The sequence below is a fragment of the Luteolibacter sp. Populi genome (assembly GCF_040801775.1).
In the GTDB taxonomy this organism is placed as follows: Bacteria; Verrucomicrobiota; Verrucomicrobiia; order Verrucomicrobiales; family Akkermansiaceae; genus Haloferula.
On record NZ_CP161812.1, the window covers coordinates 3622420 to 3637195 of the forward strand.

The 14776-nt window shown below is 64.3% G+C and carries 11 protein-coding genes; 3 read left to right on the forward strand and 8 right to left on the reverse strand.

From position 1 onward, the window contains the following. Window positions 1–77 precede the first annotated feature (77 nt). Together ABWK72_RS14810 and ABWK72_RS14815 are read right to left on the reverse strand one after the other, a co-directional pair. Window positions 78–1595 (reverse strand): aldehyde dehydrogenase family protein, encoded by a 1518-nt coding sequence (locus ABWK72_RS14810; RefSeq protein WP_367870344.1) that lies wholly within the window; start codon window positions 1593–1595, stop codon window positions 78–80. A 121-nt stretch (window positions 1596–1716) separates the two neighbouring features. After that, window positions 1717–2595 (reverse strand): phosphotransferase, encoded by an 879-nt coding sequence (locus ABWK72_RS14815; protein ID WP_367870345.1) that lies wholly within the window; start codon window positions 2593–2595, stop codon window positions 1717–1719. Between the two features lie 131 nt (window positions 2596–2726). On the opposite strand from ABWK72_RS14815, the gene ABWK72_RS14820 reads away from it, so the two are divergent. Beyond that, complete coding sequence (locus tag ABWK72_RS14820; RefSeq protein ID WP_367870346.1) at window positions 2727–3401, forward strand: hypothetical protein; 675 nt, start codon at window positions 2727–2729, stop codon at window positions 3399–3401. Window positions 3402–3450: 49 nt separating this feature from the next. After that, complete coding sequence (locus ABWK72_RS14825) at window positions 3451–3990, forward strand: hypothetical protein (RefSeq protein WP_367870347.1); 540 nt, start codon at window positions 3451–3453, stop codon at window positions 3988–3990. A 131-nt stretch (window positions 3991–4121) separates the two neighbouring features. Here the strand turns inward: ABWK72_RS14825 and ABWK72_RS14830 are convergent, their stop codons facing one another. Continuing rightward, the gene (locus ABWK72_RS14830) at window positions 4122–4805 is read right to left on the reverse strand and encodes a family 16 glycoside hydrolase (protein WP_367870348.1); all 684 of its coding nucleotides are present in this window, start codon (window positions 4803–4805) and stop codon (window positions 4122–4124) included. 123 nt (window positions 4806–4928) lie between these two features. Between ABWK72_RS14830 and ABWK72_RS14835 the strand changes: the two genes are divergently transcribed. Then, the gene (locus ABWK72_RS14835; protein ID WP_367870349.1) at window positions 4929–6551 is read left to right on the forward strand and encodes a SpoIIE family protein phosphatase; all 1623 of its coding nucleotides are present in this window, start codon (window positions 4929–4931) and stop codon (window positions 6549–6551) included. Window positions 6552–6670: 119 nt separating this feature from the next. Here ABWK72_RS14835 and ABWK72_RS14840 read toward each other — a convergent pair whose 3' ends face one another. The 5 genes from ABWK72_RS14840 to ABWK72_RS14860 all read right to left on the reverse strand — a co-directional run bounded on the left by ABWK72_RS14840 (window position 6671) and on the right by ABWK72_RS14860 (window position 14690). Then, window positions 6671–7423, reverse strand: coding sequence for a TSUP family transporter (locus ABWK72_RS14840; protein WP_367870350.1), 753 nt, complete (start codon window positions 7421–7423; stop codon window positions 6671–6673). Between the two features lie 7 nt (window positions 7424–7430). Then, a complete protein-coding gene (locus ABWK72_RS14845; RefSeq protein ID WP_367870351.1) occupies window positions 7431–8285 on the reverse strand; it encodes a class I SAM-dependent methyltransferase in 855 nt (284 codons plus the stop codon). Between the two features lie 31 nt (window positions 8286–8316). Further along, window positions 8317–8787 (reverse strand): hypothetical protein, encoded by a 471-nt coding sequence (locus tag ABWK72_RS14850; RefSeq protein WP_367870352.1) that lies wholly within the window; start codon window positions 8785–8787, stop codon window positions 8317–8319. A 69-nt stretch (window positions 8788–8856) separates the two neighbouring features. Next, on the reverse strand, window positions 8857–9906 hold the full coding sequence (locus ABWK72_RS14855) for a 6-bladed beta-propeller (RefSeq protein ID WP_367870353.1): 1050 nt from the start codon (window positions 9904–9906) through the stop codon (window positions 8857–8859). 116 nt (window positions 9907–10022) lie between these two features. After that, window positions 10023–14690 (reverse strand): ThuA domain-containing protein, encoded by a 4668-nt coding sequence (locus ABWK72_RS14860; RefSeq protein WP_367870354.1) that lies wholly within the window; start codon window positions 14688–14690, stop codon window positions 10023–10025. Window positions 14691–14776: the final 86 nt, after the last annotated feature.

The window sequence follows — 14776 nt, forward strand, 5'->3', positions numbered from 1 at the left end:
AGCCGGACCTTTCGGAGAAAGGTCCCTGCCTTATGCGGCGTCCTCCCGAAGGAAGACGCCGCGATTCGCCGAGTACTTCAAAGCGCCACGCAGACCGACTTGGTCTCGGTATACAGGTGGAGTGCTTCGTGTCCCATCTCGCGGCCCCAGCCGGATTGCTTGTAGCCGCCGAAGGGCATCGAGGCGTCGAAGATGTTATGGCAGTTCACCCAGACCGTGCCGGCGCGCAGCAGCGCGGCGGTGCGGTGAGCCTTGCTGATGTCGCGGGTCCAGACGCTGGCGGCGAGGCCGTAGTCCGAATGGTTCGCCTGCTGGACCACCTTCTCGATGTCATCGAAGGGTTCCGCGACCACGATCGGGCCGAAGATTTCCTCGCGCACGATTTTCATTTCGGAATTGGCACCGGTGAAGACCGTGGGTGCCACGAAGTAGCCGCGGTCCCCTACCCGCTTGCCACCGGTGACTGCCTTCGCGCCTTCCTTCTTGCCGGACTCGAGGTAGCCGGTCACGCGGTTCAATTGTTCCTCGGAGACGAGGGGGCCCATCTCGGTGTCGGGATCGACGCCGGCCCCGAGCTTGATCTTCTTCGCGCGGTCCGAGACGCCTTCGAGCACGCGGTCGAAGATGTCCTTGTGGACGTAGAGCCGCGATCCGGCACAGCAGCACTGGCCGTGATTGAAGAAGATCGCGTTCGCTGCGCCTTGGATGGCTGCATCGACGTCCGCGACGTCCTTGAAGACGATGGTCGGCGATTTCCCGCCGAGCTCGAGGGTGACCTTCTTCAAGTTTCCGGCGGCCGCGCGGACGATGATTTTCCCGACTTCCGTCGAGCCGGTGAAGGCGATCTTGTCCACGCCATCGTGGCCCGCGAGCGCGGCACCGGCGGTCTCGCCGAAGCCGGTGACGACATTCAGCACGCCTTCCGGGAGGCCTGCTTCCAGCGCGAGTTCGGCAAGCCGGATCGCCGAGAGCGGCGTCTGCTCGGCGGGCTTGAGCACGATGGTGTTTCCGGTGGCTAGCGCGGGGCCGAGCTTCCACGCCGCCATGAGCAGCGGGAAGTTCCAGGGGATGACCTGGCCGACCACGCCGATCGGTTCGCGAAGGGTGTAGGCGTGGAACATGGCTCCGGCAGCATAGGGCACGCTGATCGGGATGGTGTTCCCTTCGATCTTGGTCGCCCAGCCCGCCATGTAGTGGAAGAGGTCGGCGGCGAGCGGGACGTCCGCGGCCCGTGCCACGGCGAGCGGCTTGCCATTGTCGAGCGATTCCAGCTCGGCGAGTTCATCGAGGTTCTCGAGAATCAGATCGCCGATTTTCCAGATGATCCGGCTGCGGTCGGAAGAGGTCATCTTGCGCCACGGGCCTTGGTCGAAGGCGCGGCGGGCGGCGGCGACGGCGAGATTGATATCCTCGGCATCGCCCTCGGCCGCGCGGGCCAAGACATCGCCGGTGGAGGGATCGTAGCTATCGAAGGTCTTGCCGCTGGCGGCCTTCAGCCAATCGCCGCCGATCAGGAGTTTCTTGGGCTTCGCGAGGAAGTCGCGGGTTTTCTTGGAGACGCGGCTGGCCGGCGCGTCCTTGATTTTGAGTGACATGGATTTGAGTGGTTGACGTTCATGATGGTGCGGAACGGAGGCATATTCGCATCAAGCAAGGAGGTACGCCGGATGGTCCCGTGCGCCACCGGATTTTGCCAATTTTGCGCAGATCGCGATTTCACACGTCGGCTGCGGCCAGCCATTCGATGCGCCGCCGAAGCCTCTCCTGCCGCTCCGGGCTCATGTCCGGATAGAGCACCGGATACCAAGCGGTCATCACCGCGGCTCTGCCGACCATGGAGTGCTCAAGGGCTTGCCCGTCGAATTTCCCGCCTGCCGTGCGGTAGGCATCAAGAACGCCATCCACCCACATGGTGTCTCCGTCCAGTTCGCGGGCGTTCCAGATGATGGAGGCGAGATCCCACTCCGCCGGGCCGCTGAAAGTGTCCTCCCAATCCGTCCAGAGCAGACCTTGAGTGGTGTTCATGAGGTTCCCGGTATGGGCATCTCCGTGCAGAGCTTGGTAGGGCAATCCCTTCAGGCCCTTGATCGAGGAAGTAAGGCGCCGGCTTAGCAGATCCAGCGTCGCGGTATCGAAAAGCTCGCGCCGCTCCAGGATCTCTAACAGATCCATGCTTTCGGTCAGGATGGCCAGCTCCGGCAGCGGCTCGTGGAATCCGCGCAGGATCTCGTGACACCGGTAGGTCGTCCGTCCGATTTCTGCCGGAGCGGGTTCGGTATCGATGCGGGTGACGTATTGCCAGAAGTTCAGCGTGTAACCGAGGTGCTCGTGCGGGCCCGGCGGGATGTCCGGGTGCATCGGGATCACCGGCGCGCCGTGGCGAGCGAGGTGCTGCGCGACGGCGTTTTCCCGCGCGAACCAATCGCCGCCCTGCCGTGGCCCATCGAGGTCCTGGACAACGCGAGCAACCAAGCTCTCCGTGAGGCGGAGAACAAGAGTGCTGCCGTTTTGCAGGATCTCGCAGCGGTCCGGGACGATGCCGTGGGCGGCGGCAGTTTCCGTGGCGGCGCGGGTGGGAAGGTCGGGGGACGGCATGGGCTCCGCCATTCATCGAGCGTGCGCGGCTGGCAAGCGAACGAATTCAGCCGGAGCGGTGACAGCTTCCTCGCGATGAAGCTTCTCGCCATTCCCAACGGTTCCGGTCTTATGATGCCTCAAACTCCTTTGTGAATCCGGAACCTGACATCGATCCTTACGCGCCGCCCGCGTCTGATCCTACTCTACCGCCACTGTCACCCGCCGACAGCGGCAGCTTGTGGCGCGTGGTAGGGGGACGCCTGCAGGTGCGGAAGTCCGCAAGCCTCCCCGACGTCTGTATCGACGGCTCTCCCGATCACGAGCCGGGTCAAAGATATCCGCTTGAATTCAGCACATTGCTCCCGGGGATCTCTACGGCCACGTGGTGCGTGTTCCTGGCGATACTGTTTTCGTACAACCTGAAGCCGATGTTCCTCTTTCTCGGCTGTGGAATTGTGATGGTCCTTCCTTGGTTGTTCGAAAAGAAGGTCCGTGTCCTGGCCTTCCGCTCCCGCCGCAGCGCCGGCCGTTCCAGGCTTCTGGAGATTCTCCTTCTGGCGGGCTTCGTCGGTTTCGCATTCGCGGCCATGAATTTCCCGCGGGATCCGGCGGGTTCTTACTTCTATCTTCTGCCCTTCGGGGTGCTCGCCGTCCTCGCCATCCTTTCCCACTTCATCCCGGGCAGGACACCATCACGCGCCAAGGCGCTGCCGGGAGACTGGTTCGAGCTGAAGGGTATCGCGCCGGCTGCGATCACACGCTTTGAGGAGCTGCAACAGCGTTTGGCGTCTCGCAAAATGGCAGGCTCGTTCGCGAGGAACTGACGATTCCGCCGCGTGACAGCGCTGCGGGCGGTGCTAGCTTTTCCCCGCCATGAAGTTCCTCCTCGCCATCCCGCTTGCCCTGTTCTTCGCATCCTGCTCGACCCAGAGCTGCTGGAAGGGCGGGGAGCCGATGCGGGAGACCGAGACGCACTCCCAGTGGGGGGCGGAGGTCGATATTAAGCAGTCCGCAAACAACGTCAAAATCTACCGCGGGCTCGCCCATCCGGTGGGGGACAAGTCCAAATACGAGCGTCAGGTGAAGAAAGGCGGCTGGGTCGAGTTCGAAGGCTTCAAGTTCCATGCCGGGCCGATCGAGCGCCCGTCCGGGACCGCGGAGAAAGTGCTGGATCTCTATTGCCTCTCCGCTTCCCACGAGGCGCAGGCGATCAAGACGACCTGCGACGGCTTCCACCCGGACTACGCGCTGGTGTGGAGCAAGGGCGGCAAGCAGCGGGTGCTACAGATCTGCTACGGCTGCCACGAGTGGAAATACTTCGGCCCCGGCGGCAAGGTACACACCGACATCGAGGACAAGACCTACTTCAAGAAGCTGCTGCCGCTGCTGCCCCGGGAGAGGAACCGGCTGTGAGTCGGCGGAAGTTCCAAGTAAGAAGGACCAAGTGCCAATAAAGAGCCAAGAGTCCCTTCACTGCCGGGCCAGCCATCGGCTGTTCCTGCCTTCCTTGGAACTTGGCACTTCTTACTTGGAACTTCTTTCCCCTAGCGGCTGATGCCCTTGATCCGCACGTTGCGGAACTCGCCGAGGTCGTCGAAGGAGCCGAGGCCGATGCGGCCCCATTCGAGGGTTTTGTCCTGCGCGGTGAGGACCGGCTTCTCCATGTCGTCGAACCACACGCCGATGTCTCCGGTGGCGGTATTGCGGACGATCTTCACGCGGTGCCACTTGCCTTCCTGCCAGGGCGTGCCGGCGGTCCGGAAGCCGGTGATGGGCTTGCGGTCGGCATTGTCCACGATGTGGATCTGGTGGTGCGGCTCGTCCGCCTTCTCCCCGAGGTGGGCGTAGTAGAAGCGGTTTTCCCCGGTCCGGCCGAAGGCGATGCAGAGGTCGTTGTTGCCGGCGTCGAACTTCGTCAGCCGCACGTCGGCGGTGAGGGTGAAGTCCTTCCACTCCTTGCCACCGCACCAGGCGAGATTGAGGGGGCTGCGGTATTTCGGCTTCGCGCTGCTCTGCGCGACGAGTTGGAGGATCTTGTCCTTGCCCTCGCCGGACCATTTCCAAGCCTTCGCGTCGGCAAAGGACCACTTCGCCGGATCGGCGAAGAGATCGCTTTCCAGCGCGGCCGAGCGGCTATTGCCGGCGCAGCAGGGCGGCACGGTCACGGCGGGCGGTTCCGCCGCGGCGAGCGGCAGGACGAAAAGCGCGAGCAAGGCGGCAGGTTTCAAAGCGAATGCTAACCTGGGCCCGGATTCCGGGAAATCAAGCTGTCGTCGCGGGTAGGTAGAGAGTCGCCGGATGATCGGAAAACAGATTGCCGCTCCGTAACGGCGATGCTTTCCTGATAGTCCATGAGTCCACCGGATGCGGCGAGCGGAGCAGGTTCCGAGGAAGCGGAGCGCTTGGTGTTGGCCTTGAAGGCTTCCAACGAGGGGATCTGGGATTGGTGGATCGGGAGACCGGACGTCTACTACTCGCGGCGGATCCTGGAATTCCTGGAATGCGGACTCGCTTCCGCGCCGAATCTTTTCCTGGAGCCGCACGAGACCATCCATCCGGAGGACCGGCCACGGTTTTCCCAAGCCCTGCGCAATGTCCTGAACCCCTCCGGCCCGGAGCTTCTCGCGGTCGACTGCCGGGTGAAAACGGGCAGCGACCACTGGCGCTGGCTGCGGATCCGCGGGAGCGTGGTGCGCAGCCGCGAGGGGCAGGCGAAGCGGATCGCGGGCTCGATGATCGACATCTCGCTGCGCAAGCAGGCGGAAGCGCAGATCGAGGAGGAGCGGCACCTCCTGCGCATGCTGATCGACCACGTGCCGCTGCAGGTGTATTTCAAGGACCGCCAGTCGCGGTTCGTCCTGGCGAACCGCCAGATGGCCGATTGGATGGGTCTCAAAGAGCCGGGCGAACTGACCGGCAAGCACGACAGCGATTTCTTCGCCACCGAGCACTGGGAACAAGCCGCGGCAGACGAGGAGCGGATCATGGAAACCCGCGAGTCCGTGAATGAAAAGGTCGAGAAGGAAACCTGGCGGGGCGGTGACGACACCTGGGTGCTCACTTCGAAATTCCCGTGGATCGATAGCAACGGCGAGGTGCGCGGCACCTTCGGCGTTTCCAGCGATGTGACCGAACTGGTCACCGCGAGGCAGGAAGCGACCGAGCTGGCCGCCGAACTGCAGGTCCGCAATCAGGCGTATGAGGAAGAACTTCAGCTCGCCCGCGAGATCCAGCAGGCGCTGGCGGGCTCCAGCTTTCCGGAGGTGAGCGACGGCGTGTCCGCGCTGACCTTCGGGACGCGCTATCTGCCCATCTCCGGCATGGCGGGCGATTTCTTCGAGGTGCTGCGGATTTCCAATGACAAGGCGGGGATGCTGATCTGCGACGTGATGGGCCACGGCGTACGCTCGGCGCTGGTGGTGGCGATGCTGCGTGGATTGTTAGAGAAGCAGCGCCGCAGTGCCGCCGATCCAACGGCCTTCCTCTCCGGCTTGAACAACGGTCTCGCTTCGATCCTGGATCGAGCCGGGGCGACGATGTTCGCGACGGCTTTCTATGCCGTGGCGGACCTCGCCGCGGGCACGCTGACTTATGCCTGCGCAGGCCATCCGGGCGCGATCGCTACCGGGCCCGGCGGGGTCCGCCAGCTCGCCGCCGCGCGGAAGGAAAAGGGGCCCGGACTTGGCCTGATCGCGAAGGCGGAGTATCCCTCGGGCGTCGTTTCGCTCAAAGACGTCACCCGCCTGCTGCTCTTCACCGATGGCATTCTCGAAGCGGAGAACCAGGAGGGCGAGCCCTTCCTGGAGAAGCGCCTGATGGAGACCGCCGAGGAGTGCCGCGGAGAATCGCTGGAAGGCACGCTCGATCTCGTTCTCTCGCGGGTGCTGCAGTATTCCGACGGCCATCATTTCGACGATGACGTCTGCTTGTTAGGCATGGAGCTTGTTCCGCTTCCAAGCGCAGTGGCGGGCTAGAAATGGCCGGAACCACGGGCCGGGCGGATGGCGGAGATCCAAAGTGAGCCGGGGTTGCTGCGAGATTTCGGGCTGTCCCCAGCCGGACCTTTCGGAGAGGGTCCCTGCCTAAGGCACCATCACGTCCACGCGTCCCACAGCAGCTTCACCGTCATTGCGAAGACCACGGTCAGGAATACCGGACGGATGAATCCCGCGCCCTTCCGGATCACCATTCCCGATCCCAGCCGCGCGCCGATGAGCTGCCCGCCGATCATCGCTCCGGCCGCCGCGAAATGGACCGAGCCATTGGTGAGGAAGATGCACAGCGAGCCTAGGTTGCTCGCGAGGTTCGCGGCCTTGGTGTAGCCCGTAGCGCCCTTCAGATCCAAGCCTAAGAGGGCAACGATGCCCAGGGTCCAGAACGATCCCGTCCCCGGCCCAAAGAAGCCATCGTAGAAGCCGAGCGCGATCCCGAATAGGACGGCAAACCCGACCGGCGACATCTTCCGCGGGCCGGCCTGGATGCCGAACTTCCGGTTCAGCGCCGTGTAAACCGCCACCGCCGCCAGCAGCCAGGGGATGAGCTGCTTGAGCAGATCCTTGTTCAGCACGCTCACGGCATAGGCCCCGCCCATGCTCGCGACAAAGGCGAGGATCACCGCCAGCCTCAAGCCGGGCGTGTCCATCAGGCCCGCCCGGGCATAGCGCCAGACGGCCATGCCGGTGCCGAAGGACGATTGCAGCTTGTTCGTCCCCAGTGCGACTTGCGGGGACATCCCGGTCGCGAGCAGCGCCGGCACCGTGATCAAGCCGCCACCTCCCGCCACCGCATCGATGAAGCCACCGGCAAACCCGGCGAGGAAGAGGAGGAAGTAGACGTAAAGATCCATGCGGGCTTCACTCCTTCACCGCCAGGATCCCATACATCAGCGGCAGCTTCGGCGTGCCGTCGGGCACGGTCCAGCGCCGCTCCGGCAGGGACTTCATATCGGTGAAAGGCTTCCAACCGTTCGAGTAGAGATATTCGCGGTAGTCCTGCAAGCGCAGGCCGGACTGGAGCACCGCGCCGATGATCTCGCCCATGCTGCGTTGGAATTCGTAACACGGATTCGGATTCACGAAGCGCTCCCCCGCGACTGCCTCGCCGGAGGCTACCAGGGCTCCGCAAGAGTCGCCGACATAGTCGGAAATCCCGACCTCCCAATGCAGTGGCTCCGGCATGCTGTAGTCGTAGGTCGGCACGCCCTTCTCGTCGAAGATCATGGCCACCTGGTGGAACTCCATGCAGACGTAGCGTCCGCCCGGCTTCAAGATCGCGGCCACCAGCTTCATCCAGCGCCCGAGGTCCGACAGCCAGCACAGCGCGCCGTAGGAACTGAAAACGATATCGTATTGCCGCCCTGCCGCGATCTCCGCCTCGAGCCATGGATAGACGTCCGAGCGCTCGAACTCCGCGGCAATCCCCGAGTCGGCGGAAAGCTGCTTCGCGAACGCGATCGCCTCGTCGCTGATGTCCACGCCGCGGACCTTCGCGCCGCGGGCCGCGAGCGACAGCGTGTCCTGGCCCGAGTTGCACAAAAGGTGGACCACTTCCTTGCCGCGGAGATCGCCTAACAGCTCCAGCTCTTCTGCGAAGAGCGTGTTCCCGCCGCTTTTCAGGAAGCCGGCTTGATCCGGCTTGTGCGAATTGTGCACCACCGTCGCCGCGTTCCACGATACCCGGTTGATCTCGTGCAGGTCGGTCCGCGTCATCCGCGGAGAGGACTGCCGGGGGATCACCCCGTCAAGGCTTCGCTGCGGGAACGCCTGCCACTTTCGGTGGGGTGGCGGGAGCCGGCGCAGTCTGCTTCGGCGGAGCGGGAGAGGCCTCCTGCTTCGGGCCGGTCATGAAATTCAGCAGTTCCACCCCGAATTCGAGATCCTTCGTGTCGGGCATCTGGCCGCCGGTGGCATGCGCGCCAATCGCTGCCGCCTGCCGCACCATGTCCTCGGGTGACTTCACCCCCTCCGGTTTCGCGGTCGCCGTCCCGCGGCCAGCCGCTTGCGGCTTGTCGGCGAGTTGCTTCGGCAGTTCCCGCGCCAGTGCAATCAGGAGGTCCCGCGACGACGGAATCGCCATCGCAGTCGCCCCGACCGCGACGATTCCGATAAAAATCGCCTTCGTCGCCTTCTTCCGGAGACCTTGCCACGACGCTGCTTGCTCGCGCTCCCGCGCTTCAAGCATCTGCAGCAACTCGCTCTCGGATGGCTCCATGGAAACCACGCATACCTGAATCATCAGCGTTAGTCAAACGCCGATCCGGGCCGGTCCGCGCGGTCTACCTCAAGCCTTCACCCGCTCCAACTTGATCGGATAAGTCCGGCCGGAGTTCCACTGCGCGACGTAGATGCTCTGCTGGTCGTCGATCAGCATCCCGTGCGGGTAGGTGAAGAGCTTGGTATCCGCCGCGAGCGCGCCGAGTTTGCCTTCGGCATATTGCGGGGCGGGCGCGGCGAGGTTCGAGATGACCTTGCGGTCCGGATCGAGCACGCAGAGGAAGCCGTTGTCCATGGTCCCGTTCTTCGCGACATTGCCGCGGAGGCAAGGAATCAGGGTGTGATCGCCGAAGGGGACAATGAAGTTCGGCTGGCTGCCGGTGAGTTCGATAATGTCCACCAGCTTCCCGTCCTGGGTGTAGCGCTTGAGCTTCGATTCGCTGCGCGAGGTGATCCACAGCAGCTTCTTCGGGTCGCGGGTATCGACCCAGGCACCGTGAGCGCAGACCAGGTTTGCGCCGTCGCCCTCGTCGCCGCCGAAGCACTTCTCCCACTTGCCCTTCTTGTCATAGCGGTGGCACCAGCTCTTGCCGTAGCCATCGACCACGAAGAAGCCGCCGTCCGGGGCCAGTGCCACGTGGGTGGGCTTGAACTCGCCGGCATTCGCATACTTGCCGCTCTCCTTCGGATAGTCCCAGGTTTCCAGGATCTTGCCGTCGAGCGTGGTCTTGAAGAACTGGTGCCGGTCGTGGTCGGTGATGAAGAAGAACTCCTTGCCCTTCTCTTCCAGCAGCGTGAAGCCGTGCGCGCCGGGGAACTCCGTGCCCCACTTGCCCAGCAGTTTGCCCGCGCGGTCGTAGATGATGACGTTGTTCTTGGTCTCGTTGGTCAGCAGGAAAATCCGGTCGTCCTTCACCTGGATCATCGCGTGGCAATCCTTCACCGGTGTGTCCTTGTCCAGCACGCCCCAACCGGGGACCACCTTCCACTGGTACTTCCCTTGGCCGACGATCGCGGCACCGGTGGCCGGGTCCTGCGATTGGCCGAAGCCGCTTCCCACACCGGCGACCAGTGCGGCGGACAATGAAACCAGGAACTCGCGGCGATCAGTGTTCATGCTTCCAGCACATGCATCCGCCGGATCTTCGCAAGCAAAAATGGCGCTCAAGCGGCTGCCGCTTCATGCGATGGTGAATCGCCGTTTTTGAATCGCCTGAATCCCAACCCGAACCCTCACTCCGGGTCGGCCGAAAACCTCGCGAAGAAGTTCGCGGAGGCCTCGGCCGGGAGCCCGCTCAGAGGCACCGCCACCTGCGTCACCGTCGCCGGCCAGCTCGCGGCCTTGAAGCTTCCCGCGGGCAGCCAGGTCAGCAGATCCGCGGAGACTTCCATCGTGTAGTATCGACCGGGCACCGTCTTGAGCGTAGCGGTCACGTGGGTCGCGTTCTTGGTCAGGCCAAGGCCCATCAGCACGCTGCCCGGGTCGGTGGGATCGGTGCCGGCCTTGTGCTCTTCCGCGTCGCTCGTGCCGTCGCCATCGGTATCCGCCGTGCCGGACAAGCCGCCCAGGGTGGAGAAGTAGGCCAGCTCCCAGCGGTCCGGAAGTCCGTCCGCGTCCTCGTCTTCCTTCCCGCCGAAGCCCAGCGAGATCGAGAAGTAGTAGTTCCGCGTGAGATTGGTGTGCTGATATCCCTTCGGCACCGGGGCCTGCCCGGCCGTCACGATGCTGCCGACATTCGTCGTATCGTAGCTATAGTAGATCTGGTCGCCGCCGTCCTTGAAGGTCACCACTCCCTGGCCGGTGCCGCCCGTGCCATCCGGGAAGGAATCGGTGAAGCCCGGCGCGATCTTCTCGCCCGGAGCCAGGGTCACCCGCACCGCACCGCCGGAGAAGGGAAAGGTATTGTTCCCGAGCACGTAGCTCGTTCGCGTCGTGCCCACCGCCAGCACCGTGAAATTATTGTCCGCGTTCACCTTCACCAGGAAGGGTGTCACCGGGTCCGTGACCCGCCCGGCGTGGAAGCGGAAGTCGTCCACCGTCACCGTCATCGGTTCGGCCGTGGTATTGGTGAAGGTGTCGGTTTCATTGATCACCAGATTCGAGTTCGCCCCGTCCGGCCCGGCACCGGACTGCACCCTCAGGCCGTTCCCCATCTCGTATCCGGAGATCACGTAGCTGATCGCGAATTGGTAGTTCCGATTCAGCGTGGTGTGGAGCTCGGTCCCGTGGTCGGGCATCTGCCCCAGCGTCAGGGAGCCCGCATCGGCATCGGTTTCGCCACCGCCGTACCAGATCTCCGCGCCGCTGTCCTCGAAGTCGATGATCCCGGCCAGGCTGCCGCCCGAGCCATCGGCGTTCGCATCCATGAAACCGATCGCGATGGTCTCGCCCGGAGCCATCACCACATCGGACAAGCCGTCGGAGAAGGGCAGGTTATTACCACCGATCCCGTAGCTCGAGCGCGCCGTGCCGATCGCCGCGACCTTGAAATTGTTGTCGCCGAGAATCTTGACCACGAAGGGCGTGAGCGGATCGCCTGTCCGGCCCGCATTGAAGTGGAAACGGTCGATGACCAGCTTCAGCTCCGTGCCGGTGGTATTGGTGAAGGTGGCATCTTCATTCACCACGATATTCGAGTGCCATAGATCCGGCCCGTGCGCGCCGACCGGCGTCGGACCGGTGATGCCGACGTCCGCCGCCCCGTAGAAGCCCTGGGTTTTGGTGCAGGAATCCGCATTCATCCCGAGGATCCAATCCGCCATGTGCGAGACCGCCACGTCATCGATGATCCCCTTGGCCAGCGGCGGCATCGAACAGCATTCGTCGATCGTGTTCATCCGCAGCAGCATCACCGAGTTCTCGAAGCTGCCCGGTTTCACCACCGCCGGTGCCGGCGCGCCCAGACCATCGATCACCGGTCCGCAGACGATCGATTGCGAGGGCAGCGGCGTGACCAGCCGCGCATCGAAAAAAGCCCGCGAGCTCCCGCCCGGCTGATGGCAATGCGAGCAATTGCTATCGAGGTAGGACCGCGCCCAGGCCTCGTCCGTAACCGTCGGGCTCGTGGCATCCGCCGAGGTCAGCACCTCCGCCAGCTTCTGCTCGGTGAGCGCTTGCTGAATGAAGCCCGCCACGCTCAGCGACTCGATCTGGTTCGCCGTGCTGCCGCCGGGGTAGGTGAAGTCGCGGTTGAGCTGCCGCGTGCGGAAACCCAGCACCGGACCGGCGAGGCCCGTGTGGCAGAGATTGCACTGCTGGCGGGAGGGATACAGGTAGTCGAAGGTCTGCCCGTCCACCGTCAGCGTTTCCCCGCCGCCTTCGTCTAACAGGTCTGCCTCGGTCCCGTCGGCCCGCCACTTATAGGTCACGCCGCCCCAGCCATCGGTGCCGTGCACCAGCAGGCGCGTTTCCAGCGGCGCATCGTTGTCCGCCCGCGCGAAATGCTTCACGAAGACCGTGCCCACTGGCAATTGCCAGGCACCGGTCTCGCTGTAGGTGATCTGCTCCGCGGGCGTGTTTGCCACTCCGTCGTTGGGAATCATCACCCAGCGCTTCTTGTGCATGCCCCCGCTCCACAGCGGCATGTTCACTTCGAAGGGGATCATGCTCGCTACCGGCGTCAGCGTCTGGACGTCGGCGAAGACGCCCGTCTGTGAAAGCAGCGGCGGGTAGATCCAGGTCCCGCCGCCGGGAGGCCCGGCCGGCTTGACCCGCGCGATCTGCGCCGTCCCGGCGTTCCCGCCCGCCAGTTGCAGCAGCAGCGGCTCGCCGTGCGAATCCACCCCGAAGGAACTGATCCCGTTGAACAGGTAGCCCGCCCGGCCTTGGCCGAACTGCTGGACCGAGAGCGTCTGCTTCGTCACCGGATCGAACTCCAGTGCGTAGAGGAGCTGCGTCCCGTTGTCCCCGTAGAGATACTTCCCGAAGAGCTGCGGCAACGCCGTGCCCCGGTAAACGTGGCCACCGATGATGCAGGAACCGACCGCGTGCGAGTAATCGTACACCGGACCGCGCGAGGTTCCGATCAGGGGGCTCGGCTGCGCGCGGAAGGCCTCGGCGATTCCCTCCTTGTAGTTCCACTCGAAATTCAGGCCAGGGCCGTCGATCACATCGACCTCCTCCCGGTTGTTCGCGCCAACGTCGCCGATCCAGAACAGGCCCGTCACCGCATCGAAGCTCATCCGGTGCGGCTCACGCAGGCCGATGGCGTAGAACTCCTCCAAAATGCCACCGCTCGCATCCAGCCACGGATTGTTACTAGGAATGTAGTAATTTTGGGTGAAGGAACCCGGTCCCGCGGGTTGCCGCCGGATCGGATGGCTCACCGTGCCGCCCTGCATGTCCACGTCCATGCGCCAGGCGCCGGAGCGCGGGCGGTCGTCAATCTTCTGCGTGTGCGGTGTCGAATCGCCACTCTCCGTCCCCTCATCCCCGAAGCAGAGATAAAGGAAACCGTCGGCCCCGAAACACATCCCGCCGCCCTCGTGGCCCTTGGTGGTGTCGTACTGGTTGATCAGGAGTTGCTCGCTCGCCGGTGTGAATGCCGTGCCGTTCCAGGTGTAGCGTGCCAGCCGGTCGTAGAAGGGCGGATTCGCGTTCGAGGCATCGTTCGCGTTGTGCGTGTAATAGACGTAGAGGAAATCCTTCCCTTGGCCCTTGCCGAACCCCGGATGGAAGACCGCCGATAGCACGCCGCCGTGCTTCGTGCCCTCGTCGCCATTGTCCCAGTTCAGGTGCCACACCCGGTCGCGGATATCGAGCACCAGGTTCTTCGTCGTCGCCGCGTCATTGTCCGCCACCTGATAGATGCGGCCGTCCATCTCCACGATCATCAGCTGCCCGGCCACTTCAGGCCACGGCTTCGCTTCGATCGGCGCGTCCCAGGCGAGCGCCGGGAAGGCCTTCGCGACCTCCACGCCGGTTGGCACGATGGAGAGCGTCGGCAGCACGCCATTGGAAAAAGGCGCCACCGCCTTCGGTCCGCCGAAGCCGCTCGCACCCTCGGCGTGGGCCCTGACAGAAGTCGCGATCGTTGTCGGAAAGTCGGAAGGCGCGGTGGCGGGTGGATTGCTTCCCGCGCACCACTTCAGCGCCCGCACCAGGTTCTCTTGGAAGGCCGCGCAGCGCATCCCGATCGGCTCCGCGGTGTCGCTCCAGATGTGCCCGTAGCTCGAGGCGTAGACCCGCCCGCTGCCGTAGTTCACGGTCCACTCGACGGGGAATTGGAGCTGCGTCTCAACATCCTTCGCATAAGACAACACGGTCAGATTCTGCGCCGGACCGCGCGGGTAGCGCCACACCTCGAGGTCCGCGGCCATCCAGGAGGCCGGCAGGCCCGCGTGGATCGGGTGGGCGCCCAGGCGCTTCACCAGCACGTTCACGCGGTCGCCGTGGCTGGTGTAGGAGCCTTGGCCCGGCGGCAGCATTTGCAGCGTTTCGTTCGCGTTCACCACCACGGCCGTGCCCTTGGCCGCCGGATTCCAGCGCAGGCCCAGCATCTCGTCGTAAGCCGTCCATCCGGCGAAGGAATCGCAGGCCTCGTGGAAGGCCACGAAACCGCCGCCGCCGCTCACGTAACCCGCGAAGGCCGTCTCCACCGCCGCCGGCCAGCGCGGCTCGCCGCCCGCGCCATTGCTATAGCCCGAAAGCACCACGTCATAGGCCGCGAAATTGGGAGCCCATGTCGCCCAGCCCGGAGCGCCCGCCGCACCCGGCGTCACGCTCACGTCGATGTCGAAACCGCCATCCCGCGAGATGATCGCCCGCAGGATCTCCTTGCGATGCGCCCAGTCATGATTGCTGGCACCTTCAACAATCAGCACTTTCGTTCGCTCCGCCGCATCCAGACAGGAAGCGGCGAGCACCATCAATCCGGTGATCAGCAGTCGGGGGAAATTCATGGGGGGGATCCGGCGGGGGCCGGAGGGCCTTGGTAGAAGCACAAATCGGCCCCGTAGCCCAGTCCATTTTCGCGTAGGATCGCTGA

Coding starts and splice junctions, on each gene's coding strand:
- ABWK72_RS14810 (WP_367870344.1), bottom strand. CDS start 1,595: ATGTCACTCAAAATCAAGGACGCGCCGGCCAGCCGCGTCTCCAAGAAA.
- ABWK72_RS14815 (WP_367870345.1), bottom strand. CDS start 2,595: ATGCCGTCCCCCGACCTTCCCACCCGCGCCGCCACGGAAACTGCCGCC.
- ABWK72_RS14825 (WP_367870347.1), top strand. CDS start 3,451: ATGAAGTTCCTCCTCGCCATCCCGCTTGCCCTGTTCTTCGCATCCTGC.
- ABWK72_RS14835 (WP_367870349.1), top strand. CDS start 4,929: ATGAGTCCACCGGATGCGGCGAGCGGAGCAGGTTCCGAGGAAGCGGAG.
- ABWK72_RS14840 (WP_367870350.1), bottom strand. CDS start 7,423: ATGGATCTTTACGTCTACTTCCTCCTCTTCCTCGCCGGGTTTGCCGGT.
- ABWK72_RS14845 (WP_367870351.1), bottom strand. CDS start 8,285: ATGACGCGGACCGACCTGCACGAGATCAACCGGGTATCGTGGAACGCG.
- ABWK72_RS14850 (WP_367870352.1), bottom strand. CDS start 8,787: ATGGAGCCATCCGAGAGCGAGTTGCTGCAGATGCTTGAAGCGCGGGAG.
- ABWK72_RS14855 (WP_367870353.1), bottom strand. CDS start 9,906: ATGAACACTGATCGCCGCGAGTTCCTGGTTTCATTGTCCGCCGCACTG.
- ABWK72_RS14860 (WP_367870354.1), bottom strand. CDS start 14,690: ATGAATTTCCCCCGACTGCTGATCACCGGATTGATGGTGCTCGCCGCT.